This window comes from Chitinophaga skermanii, assembly GCF_003259335.1.
GTDB classification, from domain to species: Bacteria; Bacteroidota; Bacteroidia; order Chitinophagales; family Chitinophagaceae; genus Chitinophaga; species Chitinophaga skermanii.
Map to the genome: position 1 here is coordinate 973,602 of NZ_QLLL01000001.1, position 26,743 is coordinate 1,000,344.

Here is a 26,743-nt window from a genome sequence, read left to right on the forward strand (position 1 = left end):
AAAATGTACAATATTCACTTACTACCAGCCCTATTCGGCGATGCCATTTTGATTGAATACGGCACACAAGTCGATCCTAAATATATACTCATCGATGGAGGACCTTATTATGGGTATTCCGGTATGATGGCCGGTTTGAAACGCGTAGCCCCCAACATAAAAACAATAGAATTACTAATCGTCACGCATACCGATATTGATCACATCGATGGTATTATTACCTTCCTTAACCAATCGCCATTACCCATTACAGTAAAACAGATTTGGTTCAATGGTTTTGCTCAAATCAACCAACCTGAAATTCGCGGTAGTATACTAGGTGCTTTGCAAGGAGAATACTTGTCCAAGTTAATAGCCGATCGCCAACTAGTTCATAATGGAGATTTTGGAGGAAAAGCTGTCGTTATACGTGATCCGAATGCTTTACCGGTTATAAATTGTAGTGGCTTTACACTAACCTTATTAACGCCTTCCATAAAAGCCTTACAAAAACTCTATGTAGATTGGAAAAAGGAAATTGCGAAGATTGAAGCAAAAGAAACTGTTGACGCCCGTTGGCAAAAGGAAACACGGTATACTGCAGCACCTTCCGATGTGTTAGGTGGCAGCGGAAGCCCAGATAAGAGCATTGCTAACATTTGCTCAATTGCTTTTATTGGTACTTATGAAGGAAAATCCTGCCTTTTTGCAGGCGATGCCCCTTCCGATGAGTTGCTTCCAGTTATTCAATTACTTAAAGCACAGCGTGGCGAACCTCGCTTTACACTAGATGCATGGAAGCTAGCACACCATGGCAGTCAAAGAAGCACTACGCGTAAATTGGCAGAAGCGCTGATGGCTAAACATATACTTGTTTCATCTAATGGCAGTATACATCATTTACCCGACGAAGCATGCATTCAAAATGTAGTTGAAACACAGCCGGGTTGTGTATTGTATTTCAACTACACATCGGAATATAATACACGTTGGAAAGATCCCGCCTTGCAAGGACAATTGAATTTTGTTGCTCGTTATCCTACGGATGATGGCAAACCTGGGATTTCTATTCATTTATAGTACTAAGCATAGCAGTTTATTCCTTTACTATAGCTACTAATTTATTCAGTAATTCCATATCCTGGCGTAATTAAGAAATTCTATGTGATGGGTTCATGGTTAACATTTTGTACATTTTTAATTGCCCTAAGCGACTAATCCTTGCATCTGATGCAAGTAAATAGGGGGATATTGCAATGGACAGCAAAGAATTATTTGAAACGTTTACCCCATGATGTTACAAAGAAATTGAAACTTAGATTTAATTGTGCCATTTTCTGGATGTGTTCTTCACTGAGCGCAACTCCGCCTAATATTTGGTTGCCTCCATGAAAATCCATGATTACTTGAATGTTTCCATTGGCGGTAGTCACCAAATTGGCGACCCCTTCTTTATCTGTTGCTATTAAATCCAGTAACTCGCTTAGCTTTTCTTCTACAGGACCTACTTTTATGCTAGGTGCGATATCAAGCAAACTAAATTTTAATAAATCACCTTTATTTTGTTTGAAATCTATCGGTAAGGTTGTCATTGCCGCTAAGTGATCACCACTAAGTGTTTTTGATTTTGCACGGAAAACAACCGTATTCCTTGCTTCGGTTCCAATGTTTACAATCTTCTCATTTGCTTCGTCGATGTATACAGCTAAATAGAAGTGTTCATTTACAACTTTAACATACGCTACTGTTATACCATCTTTTCTACTTCTAGAAATTCTCTCAATGGTAGGTAAACCATCATCATAATGCACATCCATAATTTCAAGGTATTGCTGGGTTACACGGAGTGTCTTTAGGTTAAATTCTTGCTTAATAAGCAATTGTAAGGTTAAATCTGGGATCAAAGTATTATATTTTATAACTAAATATACGTTTTGCATTTTATTTATCATAATCGTACCTGCTTTGAAAGTATGGAGGTAAGTATGGCGAGTTAACCATATTTCACCAGTTAAGTCATGTATAGCTACAACTAAGCAAGATTCAGCTACATGCATTCATTAATTCTTTGGGAGTTTTGTTAACACTAAAAAGAAGTACAATGAAAGCAGTTAGAATTCATGAATTTGGAGGTGTAGAAGTCTTGCAACTTGAAGAAATAGAACACCCAGTTCCCCAAGCCGACGAGATCTTAATTAAAGTATACGCCAGTGGTGTTAATCCTGTCGATTGGGTTATCCGGGAAGGTGGGAACGACTTCTTGAAACCCATCCTAAAACTACCCTTAACCCTAGGTTGGGATGCAGCAGGTATCGTAGAAACAGTAGGAGCAGCAGTAACAACTTTTAAAAAGGGAGATGAAGTATATGGCGTACCTAACTTCCCAGGCAATGGTAGCTATGCTGAATTTGTGGCTGCTAAGGCTAACCAGTTTGCATTAAAGCCCAAAAACATTAGCTTTAACGAAGCGGCCGGTGTTCCTTTAGCTGCCATGGTAGCGTGGACCGGTAACTTTGAACTCGGTAAACTGAAAATAGGTCAGCGTATATTCATTCGAGGTGCATCTGGTGGTGTTGGCAGTTTTGCTGTACAGTTTGCTAAGGCGAAAGGTGCATATGTAATTGCCTCGGCTTCCACTAGCAATATTGAATTCCTACAACAGCTTGGTGCCGACGAAGTAATTGACTATAAAACCCAAGCATTTGAAGATTTGTTACGGGATATTGATGTTGTGTTTGATGCCTCCCCACTTCGCGATGAAGGAGAACGTTTGAAAAACGTGCAAGTATTAAAAGACGGCGGTGTATTGGTTAGTGTAAATATCGATTTCCCCTTTAGTGATGAAGTAAAAGCTGCACTCGATGCAAAACATGCAACAGGGGAATTGGTAGGAGGGAAAGGAACATTTGTTGCTGCTGAATACCTTAAGGAGATTGCAAATTTGATCGATGAAGGCAACGTAAAGGTGATTATTAGCAAAATATTCCCACTGGAACAAGTTGCCGAAGCACACAGGGAAAGCGAAAGCTGGCATGTGCGCGGTAAATTAATCATAGAAGTGAGAAAAGAACAATAAAATGACAGGCGAGCGTATACATAGGTTTAAATCAATTAGCGAGTTTCACCGGTTTCGAAACTTGCCCAATCCTCAACACCCATTAATTAGCGTGGTGAATGTTGAAGATGCGCGCCATTTACATGTTGATGAACCTATGAGTTTAGTGCTCGACTTCTACATGATTGCCCTAAAAAGAACCAATGGCAAGGTGAAATATGGCCATCAACAATTTGATTTTGATGAAGGCTTGATGTCGTTTATGGCCCCTGGGCAAGTGTTTAGTATTGAACTTGGTGAAAGCGGAGAATTATTACAATCAGGGTGGATATTGCTTATTCATCCCGATTTCCTATGGAATATGCCTTTGGCCAAACAAATAAAACAATACGAATTCTTCGATTACTCGGTAGGTGAAGCCCTGTTCTTGTCTGGTAAAGAAGAAGATACCATAAATAATATCATCATAAATATCCAACAGGAATATCAATCGAATATCGACAATCACAGTCAGCATGTAATGATTGCCCATATCGAATTATTGCTTACATATGCCGATCGTTTCTATCATCGCCAGTTTATAACCCGTAAGAAATCAAATCACCAACTCCTCGTTCGTTTCGAAACATTGTTGAATGACTATTTCAAAAACGATGAGTCGCTTCATACTGGTCTGCCAACGGTACAGTATATTTCCGATAATCTCCACGTATCTGCCAGTTATTTAAGTCGTGTACTTAAAATGTTAACGGGCCAAAGTACCCAGCAACACATCCAAGAAAAAACCATTGAGAAAGCCAAAGAAAAATTAACTACAACCGATATGTCGGTCAGCGAAATTGCTTATGAATTAGGTTTTGAACACCCGCAATCCTTCAGTAAATTATTTAAAGCGAAAACGAATCAATCACCTTTGGAATTTAGGCAGGGGTTTAAGTAGGACAACTTTTAGCAGGGTTGTTAAATTTTCCATTCACCAGCCTTGGGGGAATTTAAATATACTTATTATTCTTAGTTAAGAGAATTGGGCTTTATTAGAAGGGACAACTTTCGAACTTAGTCTTATCAGATCTGGAGAAAATAGCTTCATTTCACAATGAGTATATTTAAATATATGAATATATTTATTTGATTTACAAATGTTTATATTCATTTGAATAGCGTATTCGCGTGTTTTCCTTTTTTTTGGTAATTTTACATGAAATGAATATTAATGATACCAGAAGTAAACTTAAAAATATCATTGACGGAGTTATCATTGAGGGGGCAACGGATAATTGCACAGCAACCAGAAATATCCTATGCTCAAGCTTTAGCACAAGTACAACGGTTAAGAGAGACTTCGAAAGTAAGTCAATCTCAAAAAAAGAGCAGGTCGAATTCTTAAGGAAATATGCCTCAGAAAACGCTCTATTAATAGGACAAGCCCCAAGTGAATCTCAATTTCTTGCCAGAGGAGGTGAAGCAAAAGTTTATTTTGAAGAAGAAACAAAAAGTGTCATTAAAATCAATGATGGAATTTACTACGCTACCTGGCTGGAGTTCTTTAACAGTATAGTAATTCACAATCTCCTTTTCCCCAATACAGCTTATACTTTTCTTGGATTTATTGAAATTGAAGATGATTTCTTTGCTGTCTTAAAACAACCATTTGTGACAGCAGGCGATGTAGTTGACTTATCAGATGTTAAGAAATTACTGGCATACAATGGTTTTGAAAATACATTAAGAAAAGGACTGCCCACTAATAACTATTATAATAAGGAACTAGGTTTGATACTTGAGGATATACACGACGAGAATGTTATAGTCAATTCCAATACACTTTTTTTTATTGATACTGTATTCTATACTGCTTTTCAAGAGCAATAATTATTGCCTGTTTTTTGGATGCTGATGGATTAACGCCAAAATTACTACCGCTTACTTTACATAGATTTTTAGTTAGTCAGACAAGCCTGGCTGATAGTCCCATCCTCTCTGTTTATGCCCCTGGTACTATTATATATGGATGGGATCTTCGGTTGTATCTGCTCAATGAGATCACAAATCATTTGGATCACTACATATCGGTGTTTGATAAAGAAGATCAATGCTATTATGCTGAGTATGGGGATGAATTAAGGAAAGTGTTTGACATTTAAGAACAAAAGTTAGCCGGTAAAGATATTCCATATTGGAAGGAATTAATACTCTATTGGAGCTCAGTTGGTCAAACTTTGGATTAAAACCTCTTGGTGACAATGGGGAGATGGTCCAGCCTGATCTTTGTTATGGGAAAAATCGATTCAACAAAAAGCCTTCAGAATAATCTGAAGGCTTTTAATTTCTGCGGACCGGACGGGACTCGAACCCGCGACCTCCGCCGTGACAGGGCGGCATTCTAACCAACTGAACTACCGATCCTCGATATACTGTTTCCAGCAATTCGGGACGCGAAGATATAGATTTATCATTCAATAAAACAAATTTAATGCGAGGAAATTGAAAAATAATTTTCAAACTAGCTGTGGTAAAGGAATGTGGCGGAAAAATAATTCTATTGAGAACGAGAAAATTTTACTTGCAAACTTCGAAAATCCTTTTATATATTTATTCCTCGTTCCACGATGTTCCATGTTATCTTTATTTTAAATAGGGGGTTATAGCTTAGTCGATGAATATTTCATGAACAGGATTTATATACTTTTGCGACCAATACAGTGATTTTTTCCCAACCAAAAGCGTTGTACCAATGGTTCAGCCAACGGATGAAGAATTATGCGAGAAGATCGTAAACAACGATCTGCCGGCTTTTCATACTTTGTATCAAAAATACAGCGATGCAATCTTTGCATACGCTTTCAAACTCACCACCTCCCGCGAAATAGCGCTCGACGTGGTGCAAGAGGTATTTCTCAAAGTTTGGGTGAAACAAGCATCACTCGACCCTTCCCTGTCTATCAAAGCTTTCCTTTATAAGATCGCCAAAAACATTATCCTCGATCAACTTAAAAAAGCGGTGCACGACGAGAAGTTCCGGCAACATTTCCTCGAATCTTACGAAGAACAACCCGCCACCAGCCACAACGATTTGTACTATAAACAACTCGAAGAGATGCGCATGCAAGCAATCGCGCAGCTTCCCGGGCAACGACAACTCATTTATAAACTCAGCAAACTCAACGGCCTTTCCAATACCGAAATCGCTAGTCAACTCGGTATTTCCTCCAATACCGTCAAGGATCAACTAACGAAGGCATCCCGTTTTATCCGCCAATACCTTTACCAACATGCCGATATTGCTATGCTGGTAGCGGTTTTTACTATGATGGCATAGAAAAGAAAAAATATTTTCCAACACGATCGTACATCCCTTTCACTTAATCGTATTATCTATATAGGCGCATTTTCACATGGATAAACAAACCGTGCATATCAAGTCATTATTTCAAAAGCTGGCAGATGATTCCATCTCGCTGGAAGAACGCTTGCTATTGCTCAATACCATCGAACGCGCCCAAGCTAATGATCTTCCCAACGAAAACGATATCGCTTTCGATCAAGAAGATACTACGTTGAAAATGACCGGGAATGAAGCCCATAACATCTTCAACAACATTATACAACACATCCCGGAAGTGGCAAATACCAACGTAGTGCCTTTCTGGAAACGTACATGGGTAAAAGTAGCTGCCGCTATTATTCCTATGGCCGGTATAGGGTTGATGTATAAATTATCGATGGGTGAAAGTAGAATTATCACCTACCACAACAATGCCAGCACTATTAAATTAGTGGCTTTGCAAGATGGAACATCGATTTACTTGAAACAAAAAAGTACCTTGCGCCTCCATGAAGATTTTTTATCGCGCAGCGAAAGAGAAATCTGGATGGAAGGAGAGGCATTTTTCAACGTGCAACAGCACGCTAATAAACCGTTTATCATTCACGCCAACGAAGATTTGAATGTGCACGTTTTGGGCACTTCTTTCAACGTAAACACCAACAATGGGCATCCTTATGTGGTACTCAGTTCCGGCGCCGTTAAGGTGACGAACAAACAAACATCTAAGGTTCTATCGCCCGGCGATATGGCTTATTTGAAAGACGGGGAATTATTGGTTAATAAAAAAATTGATACGTTATACTACACCGCCTGGAAAGATCATTTGATGGCGTTCCACGGAACTTCCCTGCAAGAAGTTTTACATCAAGTTGCGCAGCATTACGGCTATAGCGTAACATTCACAGGCTCGAAAATGAGAAAAGAATTATTTACAGGGTACTTGTCAACGAATAACCTTCAACAAGTATTGTCAACATTAGAACAAACATTTAACATAAAAACTACTGTTAAGGATCAACAAATCATAGTGAACAACTAACGACTAGCAAGTAAATTTGTATGAAAACAATTAAATCAATCAGCTGCAAGCTGGTATTGGTAATGACAATGCTATGCTGCTTCACGGGGTATTTTACGCCCTTAGCACAGGCTGCTTCGCACCAACCGAATGCAGTTTCCCTGGTATCATTTATCAGTACCCTTGAAGGGAAATTTGATGTGCGTTTCAGTTATCGCACGAACCTGGTAAAGGACAAAATGGTAGAACACCCTGCGCTCGCAGAGTTTAATGCCGGTAACATCGATGCGAAACTGAACGAGTACCTCCAACCACTCGGCCTCTTGTGCAAACGCATCAATAATAAATTATACATCATCGCAAACGACCAACCGGCTACTAAAAAGGCCGACGCCCCCTTTTGGCAAGCACCCGCGGCTCTTGTGAAAGGTACTGTAAAGGATACAGTAGGTCGTACTTTACCGGGTGTAGCCGTTAGAGTAAAAGGTACTAGCCGTGGCGCCATCACCGATGGTAACGGCCAATTCTCGTTAGACGGGGTGAACAACGGTGATGTACTCGTATTTAGCCTAATCGGTTACCAACCATTAGAAGTAACATTCGCTGGTCAAGCTAACCTTAGCATTGCTTTACACGAATCTAGCATTGCATTAGATCAAGTAGTAGTAACGGCTTTGGGTATCAAACGTCAAGAAAAAGCGTTGGGTTATGCTGTTCAACGTGTTACCGGTAATGCTGTGCAAACTGTAAAAGGGGTGGATATGGCTACCTCTTTAACTGGTCAAGTATCGGGTTTGGTAATCAAAAACTCTACAGAATTCTTTGCCGCTCCAACCTTGGAATTGCGTGGTGAAGAAGCTTTGCTTGTTATTGACGGCGTTCCTTATGGAAATATGACTTTAAGAGATGTTCCTTCAGACGATATTCAATCTATCGACGTATTAAAAGGCCCTACCGCTTCTGCTTTGTACGGTTCACGTGCTTCGGGTGGTGTGATCTTGATTACTACGAAAAGAGGTATGGGTGAAGGTGGTTTGTCTGTTAATATCAATAGCAATACCATGTTCCAAACTGGTTTCTTAGCGATCCCAGAGGTGCAAACAAACTATGGTCGTGGCCAAAATGGTAAAATTGATAACGACTACGTTTGGGGGCCACGCTTAGGTATTGGTCAAACCGCTACCGATTGGAACCCGGTGACGAAGCAATTCGAAGCAAACAGGCCTTTAAATTCCGTAGGTGGCAATAACCTCAAAAACTTCATGGAGCTAGGTGTTATTACGAATAACAACATCAACGTAACGCAAACCGGGAAAAACGGTAGCTTCCGCGCTTCGATGAACCATATCTATAATAAAGGTCAGTTTCCGAACGCGAAAATGAATATCTACAACTTCACAGTAGGTGGTGATATCAAAGCAGGTGATAAATTCACATTAGAAGCACACATGGGTATCAGCCGAAAAGAAGCTCCACAAACTTGGGGGTCTGGTTATGGTAACCAAGGTTATATCTACCAGTTAACAATGTGGACGGGTCCAGAGTATGATATCCGCGATTATAAAGACTATTGGAAAGTAAAAGATCAAACCCAAAACTGGATGTATACCAACTGGTACGACAACCCTTATTTGATCGCTTACGAAAAATTATACGGCGTAAAGAACAATACCTTCAATGCTAGCATGACGGCTAACTACAAGTTCTCGAAAGATTTGAACTTGTTAGTACGTATGGGGTACGACGCGTTCCAAAACCGCGAAACCATGAGCAACCCTACTGCTAATATCTTCTCTACCCGTGGTGGCTGGAATGCAAGAGGTTATTATGCATTGTCGAACTTCGACGGTTATAGCATGAATAACGACGTTTTGTTGACCTATAGCAAAAAAGTAAAAGACTTCACTTTTGATGCCATGGCCGGTGGAACGATTTATTTAAGAAGATCGGATTCATTGATTGCTGCTACACGTAATGGTTTAATTTCTCCTAGGTTCTTTAGCTTAGCAGGTTCTATTGAAGCACCTACTTTCACACAAGGAACTGGTCGCCAACAAATCAACTCATTATACGGTAAAGCTAGTATCGGTTGGAGAAACAGGGTGTTCATCGATGCTACGGGTCGTAACGACTGGAACTCTACACAACCGGAAGATAGCCGTGCTTACTTCTACCCTTCTATCGGGTCGAGCGTAGTGATGTCGGAGTTCTTCAAAATGCCGCAGTTTGTTGATATGTGGAAATTCCGTGGTTCATGGGCTACCTTCAAAACACCGGCGAAAGTGTACCAAATTAATCGCTTGTATACAACTACCATCGCTGCTTGGAACAACATGAACTCGGCTACATATCCTAGCAACTTGTTAGGTGCCGATCTTTTACCGAGCTCTATGCGTACTTGGGAAATTGGTACCGCAGCGTATTTGTTCAACAAGCGCATTAACGTAGATGTAGCTTACTTCAACAAGTACTACTACAACCAGCAAACAGTTGTAAACATTCCTGAATCTTCTGGTTATTCTTCAACCCTCATTAACACCGGCGAAACTTACGTTCGTAAAGGTGTGGAAATTACCGTGGGAGCTAGCGTAGTGAAGAAGAAAAACTTCGAATGGAACACGATATTGAACTGGTCGAACCAACATAGGTATTATAAAGACTTAGACTCTTTATATTCTTCTAAAAACCCATGGGTTCGTTCAGGCGAAAGAATGGACGCGTACACAGCTCGTTACTTCCTTCGCGACCCACAAGGCAACGTGATCCATAATAACGGTTTGCCAATGACCAGCGATTACAACAAAGTATACGGGTTTACAGATCCTAAATTCAGCTTTGGTTTCATTAACACTTTCTTGATTCACCAACACTTTACTGTTACATTGAATGTTGATGGTCGTATTGGTGGTGTGATGTACAACTACGTAGACGATAAAATGTACGATACAGGTACGCACCCTGCTACCGATAACAACTGGCGCTATGATGAAGTAGTGAAAGGTTTGAAAAATTATGTAGGTAACGGTGTGAAAGTAGTATCTGGTAGCGTTCGTTACGACAACTTTGGTAACATCGTGTATGACGATCGTAAGTATGAAAAGAACGACGTAGCCGCTTCTTACCAAGCCTATACACAAAGATTCCATGCCGGTGATTACGGTGTGCAAAAGAAATCTTTCGTAAAAGTGCGTGAAGTATCCATCGGTTACAACATTCCGAAGAAAGTATTTGGTAACTCTGGTATCAAAAATGCTTCTGTGGCAGTATCTGCACAAAACTTGTTCTTGTTCACGAAGTTCAAATATTCAGATCCGGATGTTGATACAGAAAACCTCAACTCGCCTTCACAACGTATGATTGGCGTAAACTTTAAAGTAGGCTTCTAAACTATCTTCAAAAAAGAAAACAATGAAACGTACAGTCTTAAAATATATACTTCCTGTAACATTGGCTACTACCTTGGTAGCTTCTTGTTCGAAGTTCGATGATATCAATACCAATCCTAATAAAACCGACCGCGTTACCTCTGCTACACTCGCTACGGGCATGATTTTGAACGTTACAAGATCTAGCATTGCTACGCAAAAAACTTTCATGCAACCTTTCTTACTCGGTAAGTATATTACTTGGGGTGAAGGGCAGGAAGATTTGCAATACAATAGGTTTGGTCGTGCTAACTTTAGCCGTATCACCTTGTTGCGCAATATCGACCCTATGTTGAAATACGCTACCACTGAACAAATGCGTAAATCATACAAAGCATTGGGTCATTTCATCAGTGCATGGCAGTTCTTCCAAACTACCATGCAAGTTGGCGATATGCCATACAGCCAAGCTGGTAAAGGCGAAACCGACAACATTATTACCCCTAAATACGATTCTCAGAAAGAAGTGTTCTTGGGTATTTTAGCGCAGTTAGACAGTGCTAACAACTTGTTCTCACAAGGCTCGAATTTCGACGGTGATCCTATTTACAGTGGTAATGTAGATACTTGGAGAAGATTGGCTAACAGTTTCCAATTACACGTGTTAATGAACTTGTGTAAGAAAACAGGAGATGCTGATTTGAAAGTAATTGAACGTTTTAAAGAAGTAGCACAACGCCCATTGATGCGCAGTTATGCCGATAATTTCGGTATGACATACAACGCAACAGCCGGTCAGAACTACCCTTGGTCCGATATCCCGGCGGGTTCTGGTAACCCGAACGTAAAATCCAATTACGTAATGTTATCGGCTAACCTTATCAATCCTTTGAAGCAATTAAAGGATCGTCGTTTGTTCTACTATGCTAAACCTTCACCGGTACAGCTTACAGCAGGTAAATCAATGTCAGACTACGATGCATACATTGGTGCGGAAGTATCGAATGCGTTCAGCGATTTGCAAACAATGCGCGTGTTGAAAGATTATTCTGATGTGAACAACCGTTATATCAACATGGTAAACACGGAACCGGTAAGTGTATTTGCTTACAACGAGTTGCAGTTTATTTTGGCGGAAGCTACCTTGCGTGGTTGGATTAGCGGTACACCGGCGCAAACATACTATGCAAATGGTATTACAGATGCGATGAAGTTTACAGCATTCTATACCCCCGACAACGCCGACTATCATCATAACATGAAAATCGATGATGCTTACATTCAATCTTATGTAACATCTGTAGCATTAACGGGTGATTTCGAAACACAATTATCGCAAATCATTACACAGAAGTATTTATCTAACTTCTTACAAGCATGTAACTATACAGCTTGGTACGAAAATAGAAGAACAGGTTACCCTGTATTCATTCTTAACAGCAAAACAAACTTGAATACACCAACAGATAAATTACCTGTTCGTTGGTTGTATCCTACAGCAGAGTTGAACTACAATACAAAGAACCTCAACGATGCCATCGTTCGCCAGTTCCCAGAAGGCGACAATACGAACGGTGTAATGTGGTTGTTGAAAGCCAACTAAGCGTTTCACTTTTATTTTATAGAAAGGGTATACCATGTACGGTATACCCTTTTGTTTTTCGCAGTGTATATGACAACCCGGCATGGCAGCCGTTTTGCTATGCCCCATCGTGTACATTTATTAATATCCGTTTTGGGCGATTTTAAGGGTGAATATGCGGTTAATTACCTTAGTTGGTGTGTTCGGGTGCTAAAGTCATTTGAGGGTCTTAAATCGCCTCTAATGGAATAAATGGTGAATGGAAAGGAAAACGTAAGGTTGCTATAAGGTACAAATAAGGTAAGTATAAGGGAAACACTAGGAAACATAAGGGTTTATACGATGAAACATAAGGGAAGTATAAGGGAAACTACATGGAAACTAGGTGAAATTACATGGAAACTACATGGAAGTTACTTAGAAACTACATGGGAATTATTTGAGAAGAATAGGGAAGTGGCTTGCTCGTAATAGGCATCAAATAGGTGTGTAAGCTTCTGTAAATTTATAAGAAAGTGTCATTATGACTGCCGCACTTAGGCACACTAATATCGGTTATTTTCCTCGAGCGTGTTATCAATCGGGAATATTAAATGTATGGTTACCCCCGGCCCACTGGTAAGTTCGAATGTACCATTTAAATCACCCGTTAAACCCTGCATTAAGCGTAAACCGAGCGACTTGCTTTGTGCTTCATGAAAACCTGTTGGTAAGCCTTTACCGTTATCGCTGATGGTTAATTCCATATCATGTACACCGCTTGGTTGCATGCGGATACAGATTTCCTTTTTCACTTGTTCAACCGGGAAGGCGTATTTCAAGGCGTTGGTAATGGCTTCGTTTAGGATTAATGCAATTGGAATAGCTTGGGACACATCCAGTTCTACGTCGGCGATTTCCAATTTGAATTGTGTACGGGTAGAATCGAAGCTTTCGGCAAGGTTGTATACTAATTCCGGTATGTAAGTCGCCAAGTTAATACTGGTTACATCATCGGATTGGTATAACTTCTGGTGAATCAGCGACATTGCATATACGCGGTGTTGGCTGTCCTTGATAGCGTTTAGGGCATCGTTTTGTAAGTACGTCGATTGGGATTCCAATAAGCTAATAACTGTTTGCAAATTGTTCTTCACCCGGTGATGCACTTCTTTCAACAATAACTCTTTCTCTGTTAGTAACCGCTCTAATTGGATATTCTTCAAATTAATGGCTTCTTGTTGCGATTCTAGTCGCAAAGTAGCAAGCTTTTTCACGCGGTAGCGATTGTACATCACGCCTAATAGTAACATTAACATCACGGCACCAGCTACCAGGAAGTTACGACTATAAGTAGCTTGTTGCAAATTAGAACTTGCTAACTGCTGTTTCTGCTCGAGTATTTTAATGTTCTGTAGTTTCAATAGCAATTCCCGGTCCTTCCGCTCTGTTTCAGACTTTGCCAATGCCATATTTTGCAAACGCGATTGTTCTTCGAGTAATAATTGTGTTCGGGCATGTGTTAAATCCTTTTGTTGTAACTCCGATAAACTATTCAGGAGGGCAATGCGTTGTGCCTTATTTTGTATTTCTTGGTCTTTCTTTTCCGTTTCGTACTTTACTTGTAACTCGTTTAATTGCTTGTACTTGGTTTCTTGGGAAATGGAATCTTCCAAGAATTTAGCGCGTACAAGGTGATCGATAGCGCTTGTGTATTGCTGCTCGGCGGAATCGATGGTAAATAGCAACATCTCCGTTTGTATTTGCACGGTAATACCTTGCAAAGATGCATTGAGATGCTCGATATAGGGCCGCGCTTTACTGTATTGTTTCTGTTCAATATAAAACTGGCCGAGTGACTTTTGATGACCGAAATTATCTACGGATAAGTTGGCTTTTATATATTCTTTTTCGGCTAAGTCGTATTGACCTAACGCTTTGTAACAGTCGCCCATGGCTTTTGCTGCATGTGCTACATCATCGAGGTTAGCAGGATTGATGGTTTTAAGTGCATTCTTTACATATTGTAAGGCTTCTTTTGGTCGATTATCGCGTAACATCGCGGATGCAATTTCCCCGGTATAGAAGTAATTATGTTGTCCATTGCTACGAACGGTTTCGGCATCTGCTTTTTCATAATATTCAATCGCTTTATCAAATTGATTCATATGTCGATAGAGCATGCCCAAATTATCGTAGTACCGGGGTAGGTAATTGTCTTGCAGCTTCTCACCGGCCTTAATAGCATTGATGCCAAAAAGCAAGGCCCGGTCTAAGTTGCCATACCAGAAATAGAGTTGCGACACTTTGTAGAACTCGTATGGGATATCCGTTAGTTCATGTTCGTGTTGATTAACTAATTCAAATATCTCCGACTTCACCATTTCAGCTGCGGGTTTCTGCACAGCAAACTGGTAAATCTCGCATTTAAGTACCAAGGCTTGTAATATCCTGGAAGGCTTCTTTATTTCTTTCGCAATGGCTAAGGCTTCGTTTACATGGGCAATGGCAGTATCGAAGTGGTGCGGGGCGTTCCGAAATATCCAATTGGCAGCATAGCTTACATGCAGTTTTATACTGGCAGAATCTTTTACTTGGTGAAGGATGTGGTGTAGTTTTTGGTCGTCGCGTTTATCTATATACACCAAACCTTCTACCACCAAAGCATCACTTACACCTTTTAAATAACGTATAGGTCTACTTTCTTGCTTCGCTACTTCCGTATAATAGAGTGATTTCTGTAGGTCGCTGTCTAACTCGCCGGGAAGGAATACATAATATTCAGCCAATTTTAAAGCAGCATTTGCACGTGCAGTTCCTTGTTTGCTGGCCGACAATTGTTGCAATAGCCGTGCCTCCTCATTTCGTTTGTTTTGTTGGGCATATAAAGTCAAGCCCATCAAACACATCATGAACAAGCTCAGCAAACCCTTCCAGAAAGTTTTCTCCTGCATAAAATTGAAAGCAATATTTTTCTATCACGCGCTCCCTAGCGTAATTCGATTTTGGTTGTACCCTAAAGGTGAATGGAAGTTGGCGTTTAAATTACATCAAAATTGCCTCTTTTTATTGTATATATCGGTAGAAATGCTGTGGAAATGGCGTTTTTGACCACATTTCAGCTTAGGCGGCCCCGTTGAAGCCCGTTTCTACGCTGTATAGATGAGGCTTTTCATTCACGGGAAGTACAGTTTCATTGGGCGTTATTCCTGGATGTAAAATATCTTCTACCGGGAATTGTACCCTTATGTGTACACCTTGGTGACTGTGCATTTCCAATGTACCGTTTAAATCGCCGGTTAAACCTTGCATTAAACGCATACCGAGCGATTTGCTAGGTGCTTGGTCGAATTGTGCCGGCAAACCACGACCATTGTCGCGAATCACCAATACCATTTCCTGTACACCAATAGGCTGCATTTGCACGTAAATCTCGCGTCTCGCTTGGCTGGGCAAGAAAGCATATTTCAAAGCATTCGTAATCGCTTCATTCAAAATTAAGGCTACCGGTATTGCTTGCGATACATCTAGCTCTACGTTGGCAATCTCCAATTTGAACTGTGTACGGGTGGAATCGAAACTTTCGGCAAGGTTGTATACAAGTTCCGGTATGTAAGTACCTAAGTTAATACTCGTTACATCATCGGCTTGGTACAACTTCTGGTGGATGAGCGACATGGCATATACACGGTGTTGACTATCCTTTATGGCATTCAACGCATCGTTTTGTAAATACGCCGATTGGGATTCGAGTAAGCTAATAACGGTTTGTAAATTGTTCTTCACCCGGTGATGCACTTCTTTCAATAGCCATTCTTTCTCGTTTAATAGTTTCTCTAGCGCTGCATTCTTCTGGTTAATAGCTAATTGTTGGGCCTCTAAGCGCAAAGTGGTGAGTTTTTTCACGCGGTAGCGGTTGTACATAACCCCGAGAAGCAACATTAACATGACGGCGCCCGCTATTAGGAAGTTTCTACTGGTGGTAGCTTGTAGCAAGTGGGCACTTTGAATTAATTGTTGCTGTTCGAGTAATTGGATGTTTTGTTGCTTTAACAAAATATCCCGGTCTTTTCGAGCAGCTTCCGATTTAGCGAGGGCAGTGCTTTGCATCCGGGTTGTTTCTTCCATTTGCAATTGCAGTCGAGCGCTGGCTAAATCTTTTCTTTGTAAGCCCGATAAGCGATCGAGGAGTTCAATTTGTTGCGATTTATGTAAAATGTCTACATCCTTCTTCTCGGTATCGTATTTAATTTGTAGTTCGTTCAACTCGCGGTATTTAGTAGCTTGTTGTACGGAGTCGTCCATCTTCTTCGTCAATATAAGATGATCAATAGCCGCTTGCCATTTACCGGCGGCACTGTCTACTTTAAATAGCAGCATTTCTACGTTGCTGCGCAACAATACTCCCTGTACAGGTTCTTTCGCAAAAGTTTCTAATAATGGCCGTGCTTTTTCAAATTGCTTCCTTTCTACGTAGAATTGACCGAGGACTTTCGTAAACCGTATATCCCGCGAGTTTTTAACAGCTTTGATGTATTCTCGCTCTGCAGCGTCGTACTGACCAATGGCATTATAGCTATTGCCTAAGGCCACGGCGGCATGTGCTATTTCATCTTCAAACTGGGGTTCTACATCTTTTAAATAATATTTTACATAAGGTAGGGCTTCCTTTGTTCGTCCCAGCATTAACATCGAGGATACAATTTCCGATATATAGAAAAAGAAGTGCCTGCCTGTTGCGCGGGTATATTCTTTGTAAGCCTTCTCTAAGTATTCAATCACCTTAGCATGTTGATTGGTACCGCGGTAAATCATAGCGAGGTTATCGTAATACCGGTGCAGGTTAATATCTTGGAATTTCTCACCTATTTTTACCGCTTTAATACCGAAATACAAAGCCCGGTCGAGATTACCATGAGTATAGTACATCACAGATATTTTCTTTAATTCAAATGCAACGTCCTCGTGGAACTCTTCGTGTTGTTGTACAAAATCAAATAATTCTGATACATACTTTTCAGCTTCATATAAATTACGACGGTAATAATTTACTTCCGCTATAAGCCGCAACGCTTTTAAAATAAAAGGTGGCTGCTTTAAGTCACGCGCTAAATTAAGTGCTTGGGAAGCGTATATATGTGCACTGTCGAAATGGTGATCCGTTTCGCGGAATATATAGCTGGCGGCGAAAGTGGTGAGTAATCTAAAACGGGAAGAATCTTTCGTGGTACGCAGCAGTTGAATAACCTTTTGATCATTGCCCGTTTCTATGTATACGAGGCCTTCCACGGTAGTGGCAGCAGCTAACCCGGCTGCATACTTAATGGGTTTACTTTCATTTCGTGCCATTTGGGCATAATGCATCGCTTTCTGCATATCCCCGGGGAATTCGCCCGGAAGAATCACGAAATATTCACCCAGTTTTATGGCAGCATTTGCCCTTGCTTTCCCGGGAGCAGCATTATTTAATTGTTGTAATAAACGTAATTCCTCGTTTGTTTTACCCTGTTGGGCAAACAACTTTACCTGCGGCATGCAATGCAGCAGTACATAAAAGAGTATAAAGCAATAAAATTTTCTCACTACCATAAATAAGTAGGAATACGCCTTCCATTGTGGAGCGTTCCCGCATAATATCAAATATAACGTGTGCAGTAAAAGGCTGAAGGTTAATGGTTTGCTCTACCTAAAAGCTAGGTCAAATATGCACGAAATTAGCCTAAAAATGTTGTACATATCGGAACAAGCGAGGTAAATTTATACTTTGGTGACAAGCGACCTGTTCTCGATTCAGCCGCCGTTGTGTCACTTCCTTCGGCCTTGGTACTGAATTTGAGGAGTAGTTATTAGTATTTATCCTAAACTTTGTTTTATGGCAGACACAAGAACAACCCTCCCAACAAATGGTAACTTTTATAAGATCTTGGTCGAATTATTCGAGCAAAAGAAAAAGGCCGATATCTTATATGAAGATGGTGGTGTAACCCGTGGCAGCGGTATTGTTACAAACTTATTCGAACGTGATGGTAAAAACTGGTTGCAGTTAGATGATACCTTCGAAGTTAGTTTAGATAAATTGTACGCGGTAAATGGCACCTTTACATCGGATTATACCGAGTGTTAGGGTTGAGGTAAACGTATAGTAATGGTTTGTTGGGCTGCAAGGGTAAACTCCAACAAGCCTTTTTCTACCGAACCGGGGTGTATCACCTTGTTTTCTGCGATTACCTCCCAGTTTCCTACTGCTTTGTTCATACACACCAACACAAGTCTACAGGAATATGCAGCGCTACCTAAAATTTGTAGCGTAATGGATTGTCCTGTTTTAGCACTCACAACTTCGAACGGGTAATCTAGGAATACGTAGCATCCTACATCTTCCAAGCGAATATAATGGTGCGTAAGAATTTCAAAAGGTAAACCCAATCCATATACTTCTTGTCCTACCTGCCCTAATGGCTCGTAACCTATTTGGAAATCTTCCAAGGGAATCCATAAATCCCGGTCTATCTCTCCCATACGAACATCTGTTGCTATTATATCAGCCGGTAAATTGGGAGGATAATAATAGGGTGCCCGGTGAATAGTATAACGAATATATTCAGGTAATAAATCCCGTAATGCAGGCAATACATCGTTAGGCGCTAACAACAAGTACTCCCGGAAAGCATTCATTATATCACGTTCTTCATAAGCAGCTGCATAGTTCGCATCATCTAATGGGAAAATAGAAAAGAAGGTAGGGTAATGTTTACTATTCCCGTATTTGCATTCCCAGAAAGCTGTATTCACAAATAGGTTAGCCATGCAGATGTAGCTTTGTTCTAGGAAATGCGTTTGCTTTGTTTCTGCGTATAATCGCAACATAGCTACCGCCGCAAAAGCTGTGTTGTTCGATTGGTATAGCATTTTAAATCCTTCCGAGGCTAATGCATTGGCGGCTTGAACCGCTTCTTGGAAATACTTTTCTTCCCGTGTTAACTCCCATGCTTGTAGCATCACGAGCGCGTATAAACCCGCCACATCTTTTTCTCCGCCTTTACCGGGTTGGGCTTCTGCTTTAATAACAGCTAGTGTATGAATATCAAAAAATATTGGCCAGCGGTATTGGAAATGCCGCGCCACCTTTATAACAAAGTCAACCGAGTTAAAGAATAATTGCTCAGCATTTTTATAGCCCCTTTCTGCCAATACCGATAAGTTGTACAGTGCATGGTGTATATACCATGCATCCATCACGTTCGGTTGCTTATGTTCTTCCGATCCATCCAAACTATGAGCTGCGGCAGGTAGCCAACGTAATACAGCATGGGTATTATCATCGTAGAATTGGTCGAGGGCTTGTATAAGTTGCTGCACGATTTCGAACTTCTTGCCGCGCCAGCGTGAGAAGGCTTCTAATGGAACGGAGGCCGATAATTGTACCATTATTTCGGGCGGTGTTTTGTAATCGCATACGTAGGCATTGAGATATTGTTTACCCTTTACTTGTAGCCAACAGCCTGGGTTATGTTGCAAACCACGCATAGTTTTGTTGGCTAGTGTAGGCCAATGTTGATATTGCGTGCCGGGTTTGGGTACAAGTTGGTACCATTCTGCTAATAGCGATAAATAAGTGGTAGCAATTTCTGTAGGGGTAGTTAACATGCCTGGTACTACTTTGAAATATACATCGCTGATGGTGTAGGTAGTACCTGCTGTTAATGGCTTATCTTCCTTGGAAGGCAATGCAAATCCTAATTCGGGCCATTGTCCACCTACGGTGTTATTAATGTTTGTTTGGGTTTGTTCACAATATTCATTGAGTAATGTGAAGTTTTGCACATAAAAGAAAGAACCGCTGTAGGGGTTTTTCAATCCCCCAAATATAAAGCCGGTCCGTGGCCCTACTTGTGAGGCATATATTTCGCCATTAAATGATGGTTCCGGGTGATCTAATAATATTAAATCGCGAGGAGAGGAGCCTATATGAAAGTTCATTTTCGGGGTAATGCTACATGTAAAATGTAGAAATCCATTCTTACTAGGAAGCTGCAAATTGACTTGATAGGTAGCAAGATGGGTTTGTAACGTGAAGTTGTATTGATGGTTTCGATGCGTATGGGTGATGGAGAAAAAGGTAGCACCATGCAGGTGAACCATTCTAAGTGCTATACGACAATTGGGCATATTCAATACAACATACAATCCATCATCCAACAAATAAACAGCGTATGGCTTCATTATAAGCATAGGAGCTGCTTGTTTATCTATATAAGCTATTGCATTTGCTCCGTAGTTAGAAATGTTCGTCATTGCAACCTGTTTTATAGGTACAGTCCATTCAAAAAATATACCGCTGGGTAGATTTACATGTGCTAACGCACGCAGTATCTATCATTTAGGAATGGGGGGCTATAGTAACGTGCTGCTTATTTCTCCAATTTCAACCAACGAATAATACGCTGTACTGTGCTGGGTAAAGGCATACCAAGGGCTGTATAGATACCTGCCTGTACGGCAAGAAATTGCACGAATGCAAAAGTTTTAGAAGGTGCAGTTTGAAACAGGTTTCGAATAAATTGACGGCGTGCGAGTGTGGAGAATTGCCGGGGCGATAATACCGTATTTTGTAGACGCGTGATTTCTTCGGGGAAAATTTGCAACAACGATAACTCGTAACACAAGAAAGTACCGTAAATCAATCGCTTCAAATAGCCTTTATTAGCCCTTGATCCAGGAATTAGGTGGGTGATGTGTAAAATAGGCGCAACACCGGCAGCATAGCCTTCCCGGATGCATAGGAGTACCATTTGGGTATCTTCCCCGGAGCTGAGGGCTTTCCCTGTTCTACCGGGCAAAGTTAAGGCCCCTGCCTTAGCCAATGCGACATACTTTTTTAAGATGGGTGTTTGGGTGCATAAACCTGTGCCGAATGGGTAACAATCTTGCCAAGCTGCGATACTAGCGTAACGGGGTTCTGTTTCATGTCGTTCTTGAAACGCCGCCCGGGCGGTATACTTAATATTACTGGGTACACCATCGAGGAAATCTACATACACATTACCGGGGCCCCATGCGCCTACTTGTGGATATGCGATGGTTAATTGCTTTAATGCTTGGAGGTAATTTTCTGCCGGCTCATTATCGGCGTCGATGTACACAATGTGTTTTCCTTGGGCAGCTTCGATAGCAGCAATTCTTGCATGGAAAACACCTTGTTCTTTTACTTCCAATACTTGCATATTGGGCATTGCTTGTAAGAATGCTTGTATGTATGGTAAGGATAATAATGGTGTTGTACTATTGTTATCTACAAGGAAGATGTCGGTTTCCAATCCGTATACATCGAGATGTTGTACAGCTTGCAGGCAACGTTGGAGAATGCGCTGTTCTGGGTTGTAGGCACAAATCACAATTGAGAAATCGATCATTTTCGGAAGATATTTTTGAACCAGCGTTTAATGCGCCTACGTAATAGTTGTTCTTTTTCTGCGTATTGCCATTTCTCTGCTAAGCCAAAGTCTTTTGCAAGAAAATGATAATCCGCCGCTTTTGAAGGTACAAAAATATGAGGGTGTACCAAGGGTTTTTGCAAAGCTTGCCTTGGTAAAGCTGCTGCGTGTTGCTGGGGTACATTGAAGGTGTGGGTAGCATCTTCCCGGAAGCCAAGGTTACTAATTAAGTTCACATTCGGCGTAATGCATAGCCCGTGTTGGAAGAACGTGGTGAAGTTAAACTGGTAATCCCAAGAATCAATCTTCCCCCCTTTCAGATCCCTAAATATATTCAACCAACCATCGATTAAAAATGGATCAGTGAAGATGTTGTGAATAGTTAATTGTGCATCATTTTCAGTGTAATCTTTCAGCTCTACATCATAAGCTTGCCAAGCGCGGCGCCAACTGGCCCAACCCCAAATATGCGAATACTCGCTGAAGTAGTAGCTGGCTGTGCCATGTTGTTGACCGTTTTGTAGGTTGGTGCCGGTAATACTCATGATGCGTGTATCGTGTGCATATCGTTGTAGCATTTCGTCGCAGAAGTAAAAGAAATCTTCATGTGGCAGGCAATCGTCTTCCAAGATAATACCTTGCGCCTCCTGTTCGAAGAACCATGTTATGGCCTGGGCTACGGCATATTTGCAACCGAGGTTGGTAGGTTGGAAGAGGCGGTAAACATCACATGGCCAGTCGATATCGTTGTAGATGTTTCTCGTAGCGGCACATAGATCATTATCGTTGGCAACTTGTGTACGGGGGCCATCTACGGCGATATACAGTTTGCTGGGTTGTACGGCACGCACTTGTTCAAACACACGTTGCGCGGTATCGGGCCTATTGAAGGCTAGTAGGAGAATTGGGTTTTGAACGTTGTACTGCATTAGGTTTTTAATAAGTTAGCGGCTGCGGGAATATAGTCTTTCCAGAACTTGGGAAACTTCGTCCATGCATGGCAGCCAAGTGGTAATTGACCATGGTTCATATCCAATAATTCTGCCGCATTTACTTCGAAGCTGAATTGCATCGCATCCGTAGGCGGTGCTACTTTGAAGAACGGGAATAGTTTGGGTACGATAGCCGTCCATATTACATCCTCATGAAAATAAGTACCCCGGAAATAACCTTTTAGGTGTTCATTTAAAATGAGCTGCAATTGGGTTTGCAGGAAATGTTTTTGCAGGAAGCGGAAATTGGAAACGAGTAGCTTTTGTAATCGCCAGCGCGCTTGGAATTTCTTTAGCAAGGGCAAAACCTTTAAACACGAATGTATATTCCTGATAGAAAACCCCGAATTCAGCATGGGTAAGAAGCCTGCACCTGTTTTCGCTTCTAGGTAACCTTCGAATACGGGTGCGCCAATAAAATCGTACGCATAGCCTTTATGTAAAGCAATTTGATCGCTGAAAATATAAGCATCCAGTTCGTAAGTCATCATATACTTGTAATCGCGGAATAACTGGTAGAATTCCGGCTGCATCTTCATCCGGTTATAGTCGGCCACGGAGGCGAGCCATTGTGGTGGCACGGGTTGTAACTTCAATGCCGGGTGAATTTTGAGATACGCCAAGGTATGCATGCCTTTGGGGAAAACGAGGAAAGTATCGTACGCCTTTAAATGTTTTGCACAAGCTTGTAAAGCAGCCGCATCTTCTGGGCTGAGATGTGGTTTGTGCACAGGAATGATGATACAAAGCGACATGGTTTATTGCAATTTAAGGTACCAGCAATAGTTAACAGGATTTTAGCGGTTTGGGTTGAGTAGATAGTGGGATTTTATTTTATTTCCGAGATTTTTTGTTGCATTAATAGGTGGCGTGCCAGGCCCCAGGTTTTCATACTGCTATTCCAGCCTACATATTTGAAGTTGGATAATTGGATGTGCTATTAAATAGAAAATATCTTCATTTATCTAGCAGAATTGTCAAATGGAAAGATTTTCCTTCAAACATAAGCGGAAGGAAATCAAAGGTGAAGCTAATGAAATTGATTACGGTATGCGGATTTATGATCCAAGATTGGGCCGTTTTTTAAGTGAGTACCCATTAAGAAAATCGTATCCGTGGAATTCTACCTATGCATATGCAGAAAATAGAGTGATTGAAGGAATAGATTTAGATGGTGGCGAGTTTTACCATTATAGTCTAAACATAAAAGATGGTAGAGGGGTATCCGTATCTTTGATAAATGTTCAAAAAACAATTCCTTGGAATATAGAACCTTTTTATGGAGGTGACCCAGTACAAGTTCAAGTTGATATTGCACCATGGGGGAAAGCCCAAGTTTTACATTTTGGATACTATAGATACGTATTTAAAGATATGAAAGCAATGTTTGGTGCCATAAATTTGTTTAATGAATATTTGGATGAAGGTGGGGATGTCTACATACATGAACTTCCTGGTGTTCCTTATAGTGCCACATTGGAGTATGCAGCTGAGTTTGGAGATGATTTAAAACATTTAGGTGATGTAGCAAGTCTTGGATTAGCTATAGGTGGGACTGCTGCTTATTTACCTAAACCAAGAGGCTTATCAAAGAATGTGAAAAAGTTAACTAAAAAAGGGCAGCATAGCCAAGCAAGAGATAGACACAATGAGGATTTAGTTAGGCAGAAAACAGGTGGCCGTGAAGTAAAGGGAGTATTGGACGGTAAAGAGTATGAGATTGACTCATTTACTCTGTCGGCGATTTATTAATTGAAGTAAAACGAAAATTGTCTGCAAATAAAAATTCTAAGAATTTCCTTAGCAAGCAAGTGAGCAAATTAAGCATCATTTAAAGTTGGCTGAGAAGTGGAAAAAAAAGCTAGAATATTGGTTTTTTTATGAACCTCATCCAGAGGTAAGAGCATATTTAGAGAAGAAGGGAATTAAAGTTGTTCATTTTAATGAAAATCCTAAAACAAGATAATTAGAAAATTATGAAAAGTTACGCATCAATTGTTGGGGGGATAGAATGCAGTAGTGAAGAAGCAAAATTATTTTTTAAATATTTAAAGGAAACAGAATTTTTGATTGATAGATATGAAATAAGTAAAAAGGACGCTAAATACTATTTCGATTGTTATTTTATTTCTCCTGAGTACATAACCCAAATGGTAATGTTAGGATCTAATTATTATATAGGTAATGAGTTGTTTTTTATTCACCAACTGTTATTTATAATTGAGAAAATAAATGATGAAGTAAATGATTTTCCATTTGAATTGACAGGTAAGTTTAATATACGAAGCGAGGATGGGGAATTTGTTTGGAATATCGAAGATGGACAAATGTATGTTTATCAATGGGACAGAATTGATAAAGAAATCAAATTGAAACTACTTAAAGAAATTAGATTAAGCGATCTGCAATAAAATTGGAACGCAGTGACGATTCTATTAGTGGGCAGGATAGGATTCGAACCTATGAAGTCGAAAGACAGCGGATTTACAGTCCGCCCCATTTGGCCGCTCTGGAACCTGCCCATTATGTTAGCCAAACCAACATAAATACTGTAGAGCTAAAACCCAATAAAAAAGCCCACTTTTAGCAGGCTTCTCTGGAGTCCTTGCGGACCGGACGGGACTCGAACCCGCGACCTCCGCCGTGATAGGGCGGCATTCTAACCAACTGAACTACCGATCCTTTCAAACTTTTTGTATCATCTAAAGCGTTGATACTCCGTTGAATGGGATGCAGTGAATAGGTTTAATTAATTTTATATGATAACCTGTTAAGAACAATAGAAGGTGGGGAAAAGACAGTTGCCGGAACAGTTGAGGAACCAGGGTTTTTATTCGCTGCTCAATTCTCATATACTTGGCGATGTTGAAGTCGGCCAAATTTTTGTGCTAGGCAATAATAGCAGAATGGGAAACTCGCAGGTGATAGTAACTGGTACACGAGGCAAAATATTTTTACCTTTGGATATTTCAGGCACCCTTATTTAATAAATCATGTTCATCCTCAAGGTACTCCAGCTCCAAGTACGGCGGATATTTTGGTGTTAAAAATGGTACAAGAAATTCAACGTTTAAATGGAAAGCCAGTTCAAACGAGTTCTGGTATTGTACCAAACGGCAGTGGGAATATAAAGTTCAATATAAATACACCAACGATCGATAAATAAAATGAACTATGGATATAATGCTTAAAGAATATTTAATCAAAAAAAATTATGAACTGTTCGAAGATATTCAAAGGTATAGAATATTTAGAGGGGTTTATTCTGATTTGATTTTAGATACTATTGAACGAAATATTATAGGATTAAGTGAAAATTATTCTGATGTGATTCAATTATTGATTGAAAATGGAGTACTTCTCACAAATGAAGATGAATTGAGAAGTAGACCTCAAACAAAGGATCCAATTTTTATTAAAGTAGAAATTATTTTTACAAATAGCATAAACAATAGAAACAGCATTAACGAATCTTCTAATCCGATTGTATGGGAGAATTTGTATCCGACACAAACTTCAATATCTTTTTCTCAAGAAGCACAATTATGTTTAGGAGAATATAAAGTGCTAAATCTGATTTTAAATAACCAACTAGCATTAAGCCGCCCAATTAAAGTTGGAGATAAGTTTGGTTTTGGTACTACCAGTTATATACAAGGTGAATTTGAAGTATTAGAAATTCTTTAATTGGTAGTTACAACAAAAAAGCCGCCTCTACGATGTAGAGGCGGCTTTTTAATTCCGTGGGCAGGATAGGATTCGAACCTATGAAGTCGAAAGACAGCGGATTTACAGTCCGCCCCATTTGGCCGCTCTGGAACCTGCCCGTTATGCCAGCTAAACCAACATAAATACTGTAGAGCTAAAACCCAATAAAAAAGCCCGCTTTTAGCAGGCTTCTCTGGAGTCCTTGCGTACCGGACGGGACTCGAACCCGCGACCTCCGCCGTGACAGGGCGGCATTCTAACCAACTGAACTACCGATCCTTTCAAACTTTTTGTATCATCTAA

At 40.5% G+C, this 26,743-nt stretch carries 20 protein-coding genes and 5 tRNA genes; 13 read left to right on the forward strand and 12 right to left on the reverse strand.

Annotated features, from left to right (window positions below):
- Positions 1 to 3: 3 nt before the first annotated feature.
- A complete protein-coding gene (locus tag LX64_RS03920) occupies positions 4 to 1,059 on the forward strand; it encodes a ComEC/Rec2 family competence protein (protein WP_111596281.1) in 1,056 nt (351 codons plus the stop codon).
- A gap of 191 nt (positions 1,060 to 1,250) precedes the next feature.
- Here the strand turns inward: LX64_RS03920 and LX64_RS03925 are convergent, their stop codons facing one another.
- Positions 1,251 to 2,036 carry a hypothetical protein gene (locus LX64_RS03925; protein ID WP_111596282.1) on the reverse strand — a complete coding sequence of 262 codons (786 nt, stop codon included), beginning with the start codon at positions 2,034 to 2,036 and terminating at the stop codon, positions 1,251 to 1,253.
- Between the two features lie 44 nt (positions 2,037 to 2,080).
- Here LX64_RS03925 and LX64_RS03930 point away from each other — a divergent pair, with 44 nt between their 5' ends.
- From LX64_RS03930 to LX64_RS03940, 3 genes are all read left to right on the forward strand, one after another.
- Positions 2,081 to 3,055: an NADP-dependent oxidoreductase gene (locus tag LX64_RS03930; RefSeq protein ID WP_111596283.1), complete on the forward strand. Its 975-nt coding sequence runs from the start codon at positions 2,081 to 2,083 to the stop codon at positions 3,053 to 3,055.
- Between the two features lies 1 nt (position 3,056).
- Positions 3,057 to 3,974: a helix-turn-helix domain-containing protein gene (locus LX64_RS03935; protein ID WP_111596284.1), complete on the forward strand. Its 918-nt coding sequence runs from the start codon at positions 3,057 to 3,059 to the stop codon at positions 3,972 to 3,974.
- A 263-nt stretch (positions 3,975 to 4,237) separates the two neighbouring features.
- Entirely contained in the window at positions 4,238 to 4,906 is a 669-nt protein-coding gene (locus tag LX64_RS03940; protein ID WP_111596285.1) for a putative polyvalent protein kinase domain-containing protein, read from the forward strand.
- A 460-nt stretch (positions 4,907 to 5,366) separates the two neighbouring features.
- Here the strand turns inward: LX64_RS03940 and LX64_RS03950 are convergent.
- Positions 5,367 to 5,440, reverse strand: a tRNA-Asp gene (locus tag LX64_RS03950).
- A 328-nt stretch (positions 5,441 to 5,768) separates the two neighbouring features.
- Here LX64_RS03950 and LX64_RS03955 point away from each other — a divergent pair.
- The 4 genes from LX64_RS03955 to LX64_RS03970 all read left to right on the forward strand — a co-directional run bounded on the left by LX64_RS03955 (position 5,769) and on the right by LX64_RS03970 (position 12,348).
- On the forward strand, positions 5,769 to 6,353 hold the full coding sequence (locus LX64_RS03955) for an RNA polymerase sigma-70 factor (protein WP_111596287.1): 585 nt from the start codon (positions 5,769 to 5,771) through the stop codon (positions 6,351 to 6,353).
- Between the two features lie 76 nt (positions 6,354 to 6,429).
- The gene (locus LX64_RS03960; protein ID WP_111596288.1) at positions 6,430 to 7,401 is read left to right on the forward strand and encodes a FecR family protein; all 972 of its coding nucleotides are present in this window, start codon (positions 6,430 to 6,432) and stop codon (positions 7,399 to 7,401) included.
- Positions 7,402 to 7,421: 20 nt separating this feature from the next.
- A complete protein-coding gene (locus LX64_RS03965) occupies positions 7,422 to 10,766 on the forward strand; it encodes a SusC/RagA family TonB-linked outer membrane protein (protein WP_111596289.1) in 3,345 nt (1,114 codons plus the stop codon).
- Positions 10,767 to 10,788: 22 nt separating this feature from the next.
- Positions 10,789 to 12,348, forward strand: coding sequence for a SusD/RagB family nutrient-binding outer membrane lipoprotein (locus LX64_RS03970; RefSeq protein WP_111596290.1), 1,560 nt, complete (start codon positions 10,789 to 10,791; stop codon positions 12,346 to 12,348).
- Between the two features lie 524 nt (positions 12,349 to 12,872).
- Here LX64_RS03970 and LX64_RS03975 read toward each other — a convergent pair.
- Positions 12,873 to 15,260: a histidine kinase dimerization/phosphoacceptor domain -containing protein gene (locus tag LX64_RS03975; protein WP_111596291.1), complete on the reverse strand. Its 2,388-nt coding sequence runs from the start codon at positions 15,258 to 15,260 to the stop codon at positions 12,873 to 12,875.
- Positions 15,261 to 15,429: 169 nt separating this feature from the next.
- Positions 15,430 to 17,841, reverse strand: a complete 2,412-nt coding sequence (locus LX64_RS03980) for a tetratricopeptide repeat-containing sensor histidine kinase (RefSeq protein WP_158538518.1) — start codon at positions 17,839 to 17,841, stop codon at positions 15,430 to 15,432.
- A 337-nt stretch (positions 17,842 to 18,178) separates the two neighbouring features.
- Between LX64_RS03980 and LX64_RS03985 the strand changes: the two genes are divergently transcribed.
- On the forward strand, positions 18,179 to 18,430 hold the full coding sequence (locus LX64_RS03985; protein WP_111596293.1) for a hypothetical protein: 252 nt from the start codon (positions 18,179 to 18,181) through the stop codon (positions 18,428 to 18,430).
- Here the strand turns inward: LX64_RS03985 and LX64_RS03990 are convergent.
- The 4 genes from LX64_RS03990 to LX64_RS04005 all read right to left on the reverse strand — a co-directional run bounded on the left by LX64_RS03990 (position 18,427) and on the right by LX64_RS04005 (position 23,487).
- A complete protein-coding gene (locus LX64_RS03990; RefSeq protein WP_111596294.1) occupies positions 18,427 to 20,601 on the reverse strand; it encodes a hypothetical protein in 2,175 nt (724 codons plus the stop codon). The two genes, LX64_RS03985 and LX64_RS03990, sit on opposite strands and share 4 nt — an antisense overlap.
- A 116-nt stretch (positions 20,602 to 20,717) precedes the next feature.
- Positions 20,718 to 21,719 carry a glycosyltransferase gene (locus tag LX64_RS03995; RefSeq protein WP_111596295.1) on the reverse strand — a complete coding sequence of 334 codons (1,002 nt, stop codon included), beginning with the start codon at positions 21,717 to 21,719 and terminating at the stop codon, positions 20,718 to 20,720.
- Complete coding sequence (locus tag LX64_RS04000; protein ID WP_211324723.1) at positions 21,716 to 22,669, reverse strand: hypothetical protein; 954 nt, start codon at positions 22,667 to 22,669, stop codon at positions 21,716 to 21,718. Before LX64_RS04000 ends, LX64_RS03995 begins: the two co-directional genes overlap by 4 nt.
- A complete protein-coding gene (locus LX64_RS04005) occupies positions 22,669 to 23,487 on the reverse strand; it encodes a DUF5672 family protein (RefSeq protein WP_111596296.1) in 819 nt (272 codons plus the stop codon). The genes LX64_RS04000 and LX64_RS04005 overlap by 1 nt, the downstream gene beginning before the upstream one ends.
- Before the next feature lie 226 nt (positions 23,488 to 23,713).
- On the opposite strand from LX64_RS04005, the gene LX64_RS04010 reads away from it, so the two are divergent.
- The 3 genes from LX64_RS04010 (at position 23,714) to LX64_RS04020 (ending at position 25,143) form a co-directional block, all read left to right on the forward strand.
- Positions 23,714 to 24,484: an RHS repeat-associated core domain-containing protein gene (locus LX64_RS04010; protein ID WP_111596297.1), complete on the forward strand. Its 771-nt coding sequence runs from the start codon at positions 23,714 to 23,716 to the stop codon at positions 24,482 to 24,484.
- A gap of 67 nt (positions 24,485 to 24,551) precedes the next feature.
- Positions 24,552 to 24,698, forward strand: coding sequence for a restriction endonuclease fold toxin (locus LX64_RS26425; protein WP_111596298.1), 147 nt, complete (start codon positions 24,552 to 24,554; stop codon positions 24,696 to 24,698).
- Between the two features lie 10 nt (positions 24,699 to 24,708).
- Positions 24,709 to 25,143: a hypothetical protein gene (locus tag LX64_RS04020; protein WP_111596299.1), complete on the forward strand. Its 435-nt coding sequence runs from the start codon at positions 24,709 to 24,711 to the stop codon at positions 25,141 to 25,143.
- A gap of 28 nt (positions 25,144 to 25,171) precedes the next feature.
- Here LX64_RS04020 and LX64_RS04025 read toward each other — a convergent pair.
- Positions 25,172 to 25,254 (reverse strand) — tRNA-Tyr (locus LX64_RS04025).
- 86 nt (positions 25,255 to 25,340) lie between these two features.
- A tRNA-Asp gene (locus LX64_RS04030) sits at positions 25,341 to 25,414 on the reverse strand.
- A 492-nt stretch (positions 25,415 to 25,906) separates the two neighbouring features.
- On the opposite strand from LX64_RS04030, the gene LX64_RS04035 reads away from it, so the two are divergent.
- Positions 25,907 to 26,419 carry a hypothetical protein gene (locus LX64_RS04035; RefSeq protein WP_111596300.1) on the forward strand — a complete coding sequence of 171 codons (513 nt, stop codon included), beginning with the start codon at positions 25,907 to 25,909 and terminating at the stop codon, positions 26,417 to 26,419.
- A gap of 57 nt (positions 26,420 to 26,476) precedes the next feature.
- Here LX64_RS04035 and LX64_RS04040 read toward each other — a convergent pair.
- Both LX64_RS04040 and LX64_RS04045 read right to left on the reverse strand, forming a co-directional pair.
- Positions 26,477 to 26,559 (reverse strand) — tRNA-Tyr (locus LX64_RS04040).
- Between the two features lie 86 nt (positions 26,560 to 26,645).
- Positions 26,646 to 26,719 (reverse strand) — tRNA-Asp (locus LX64_RS04045).
- Positions 26,720 to 26,743: the final 24 nt, after the last annotated feature.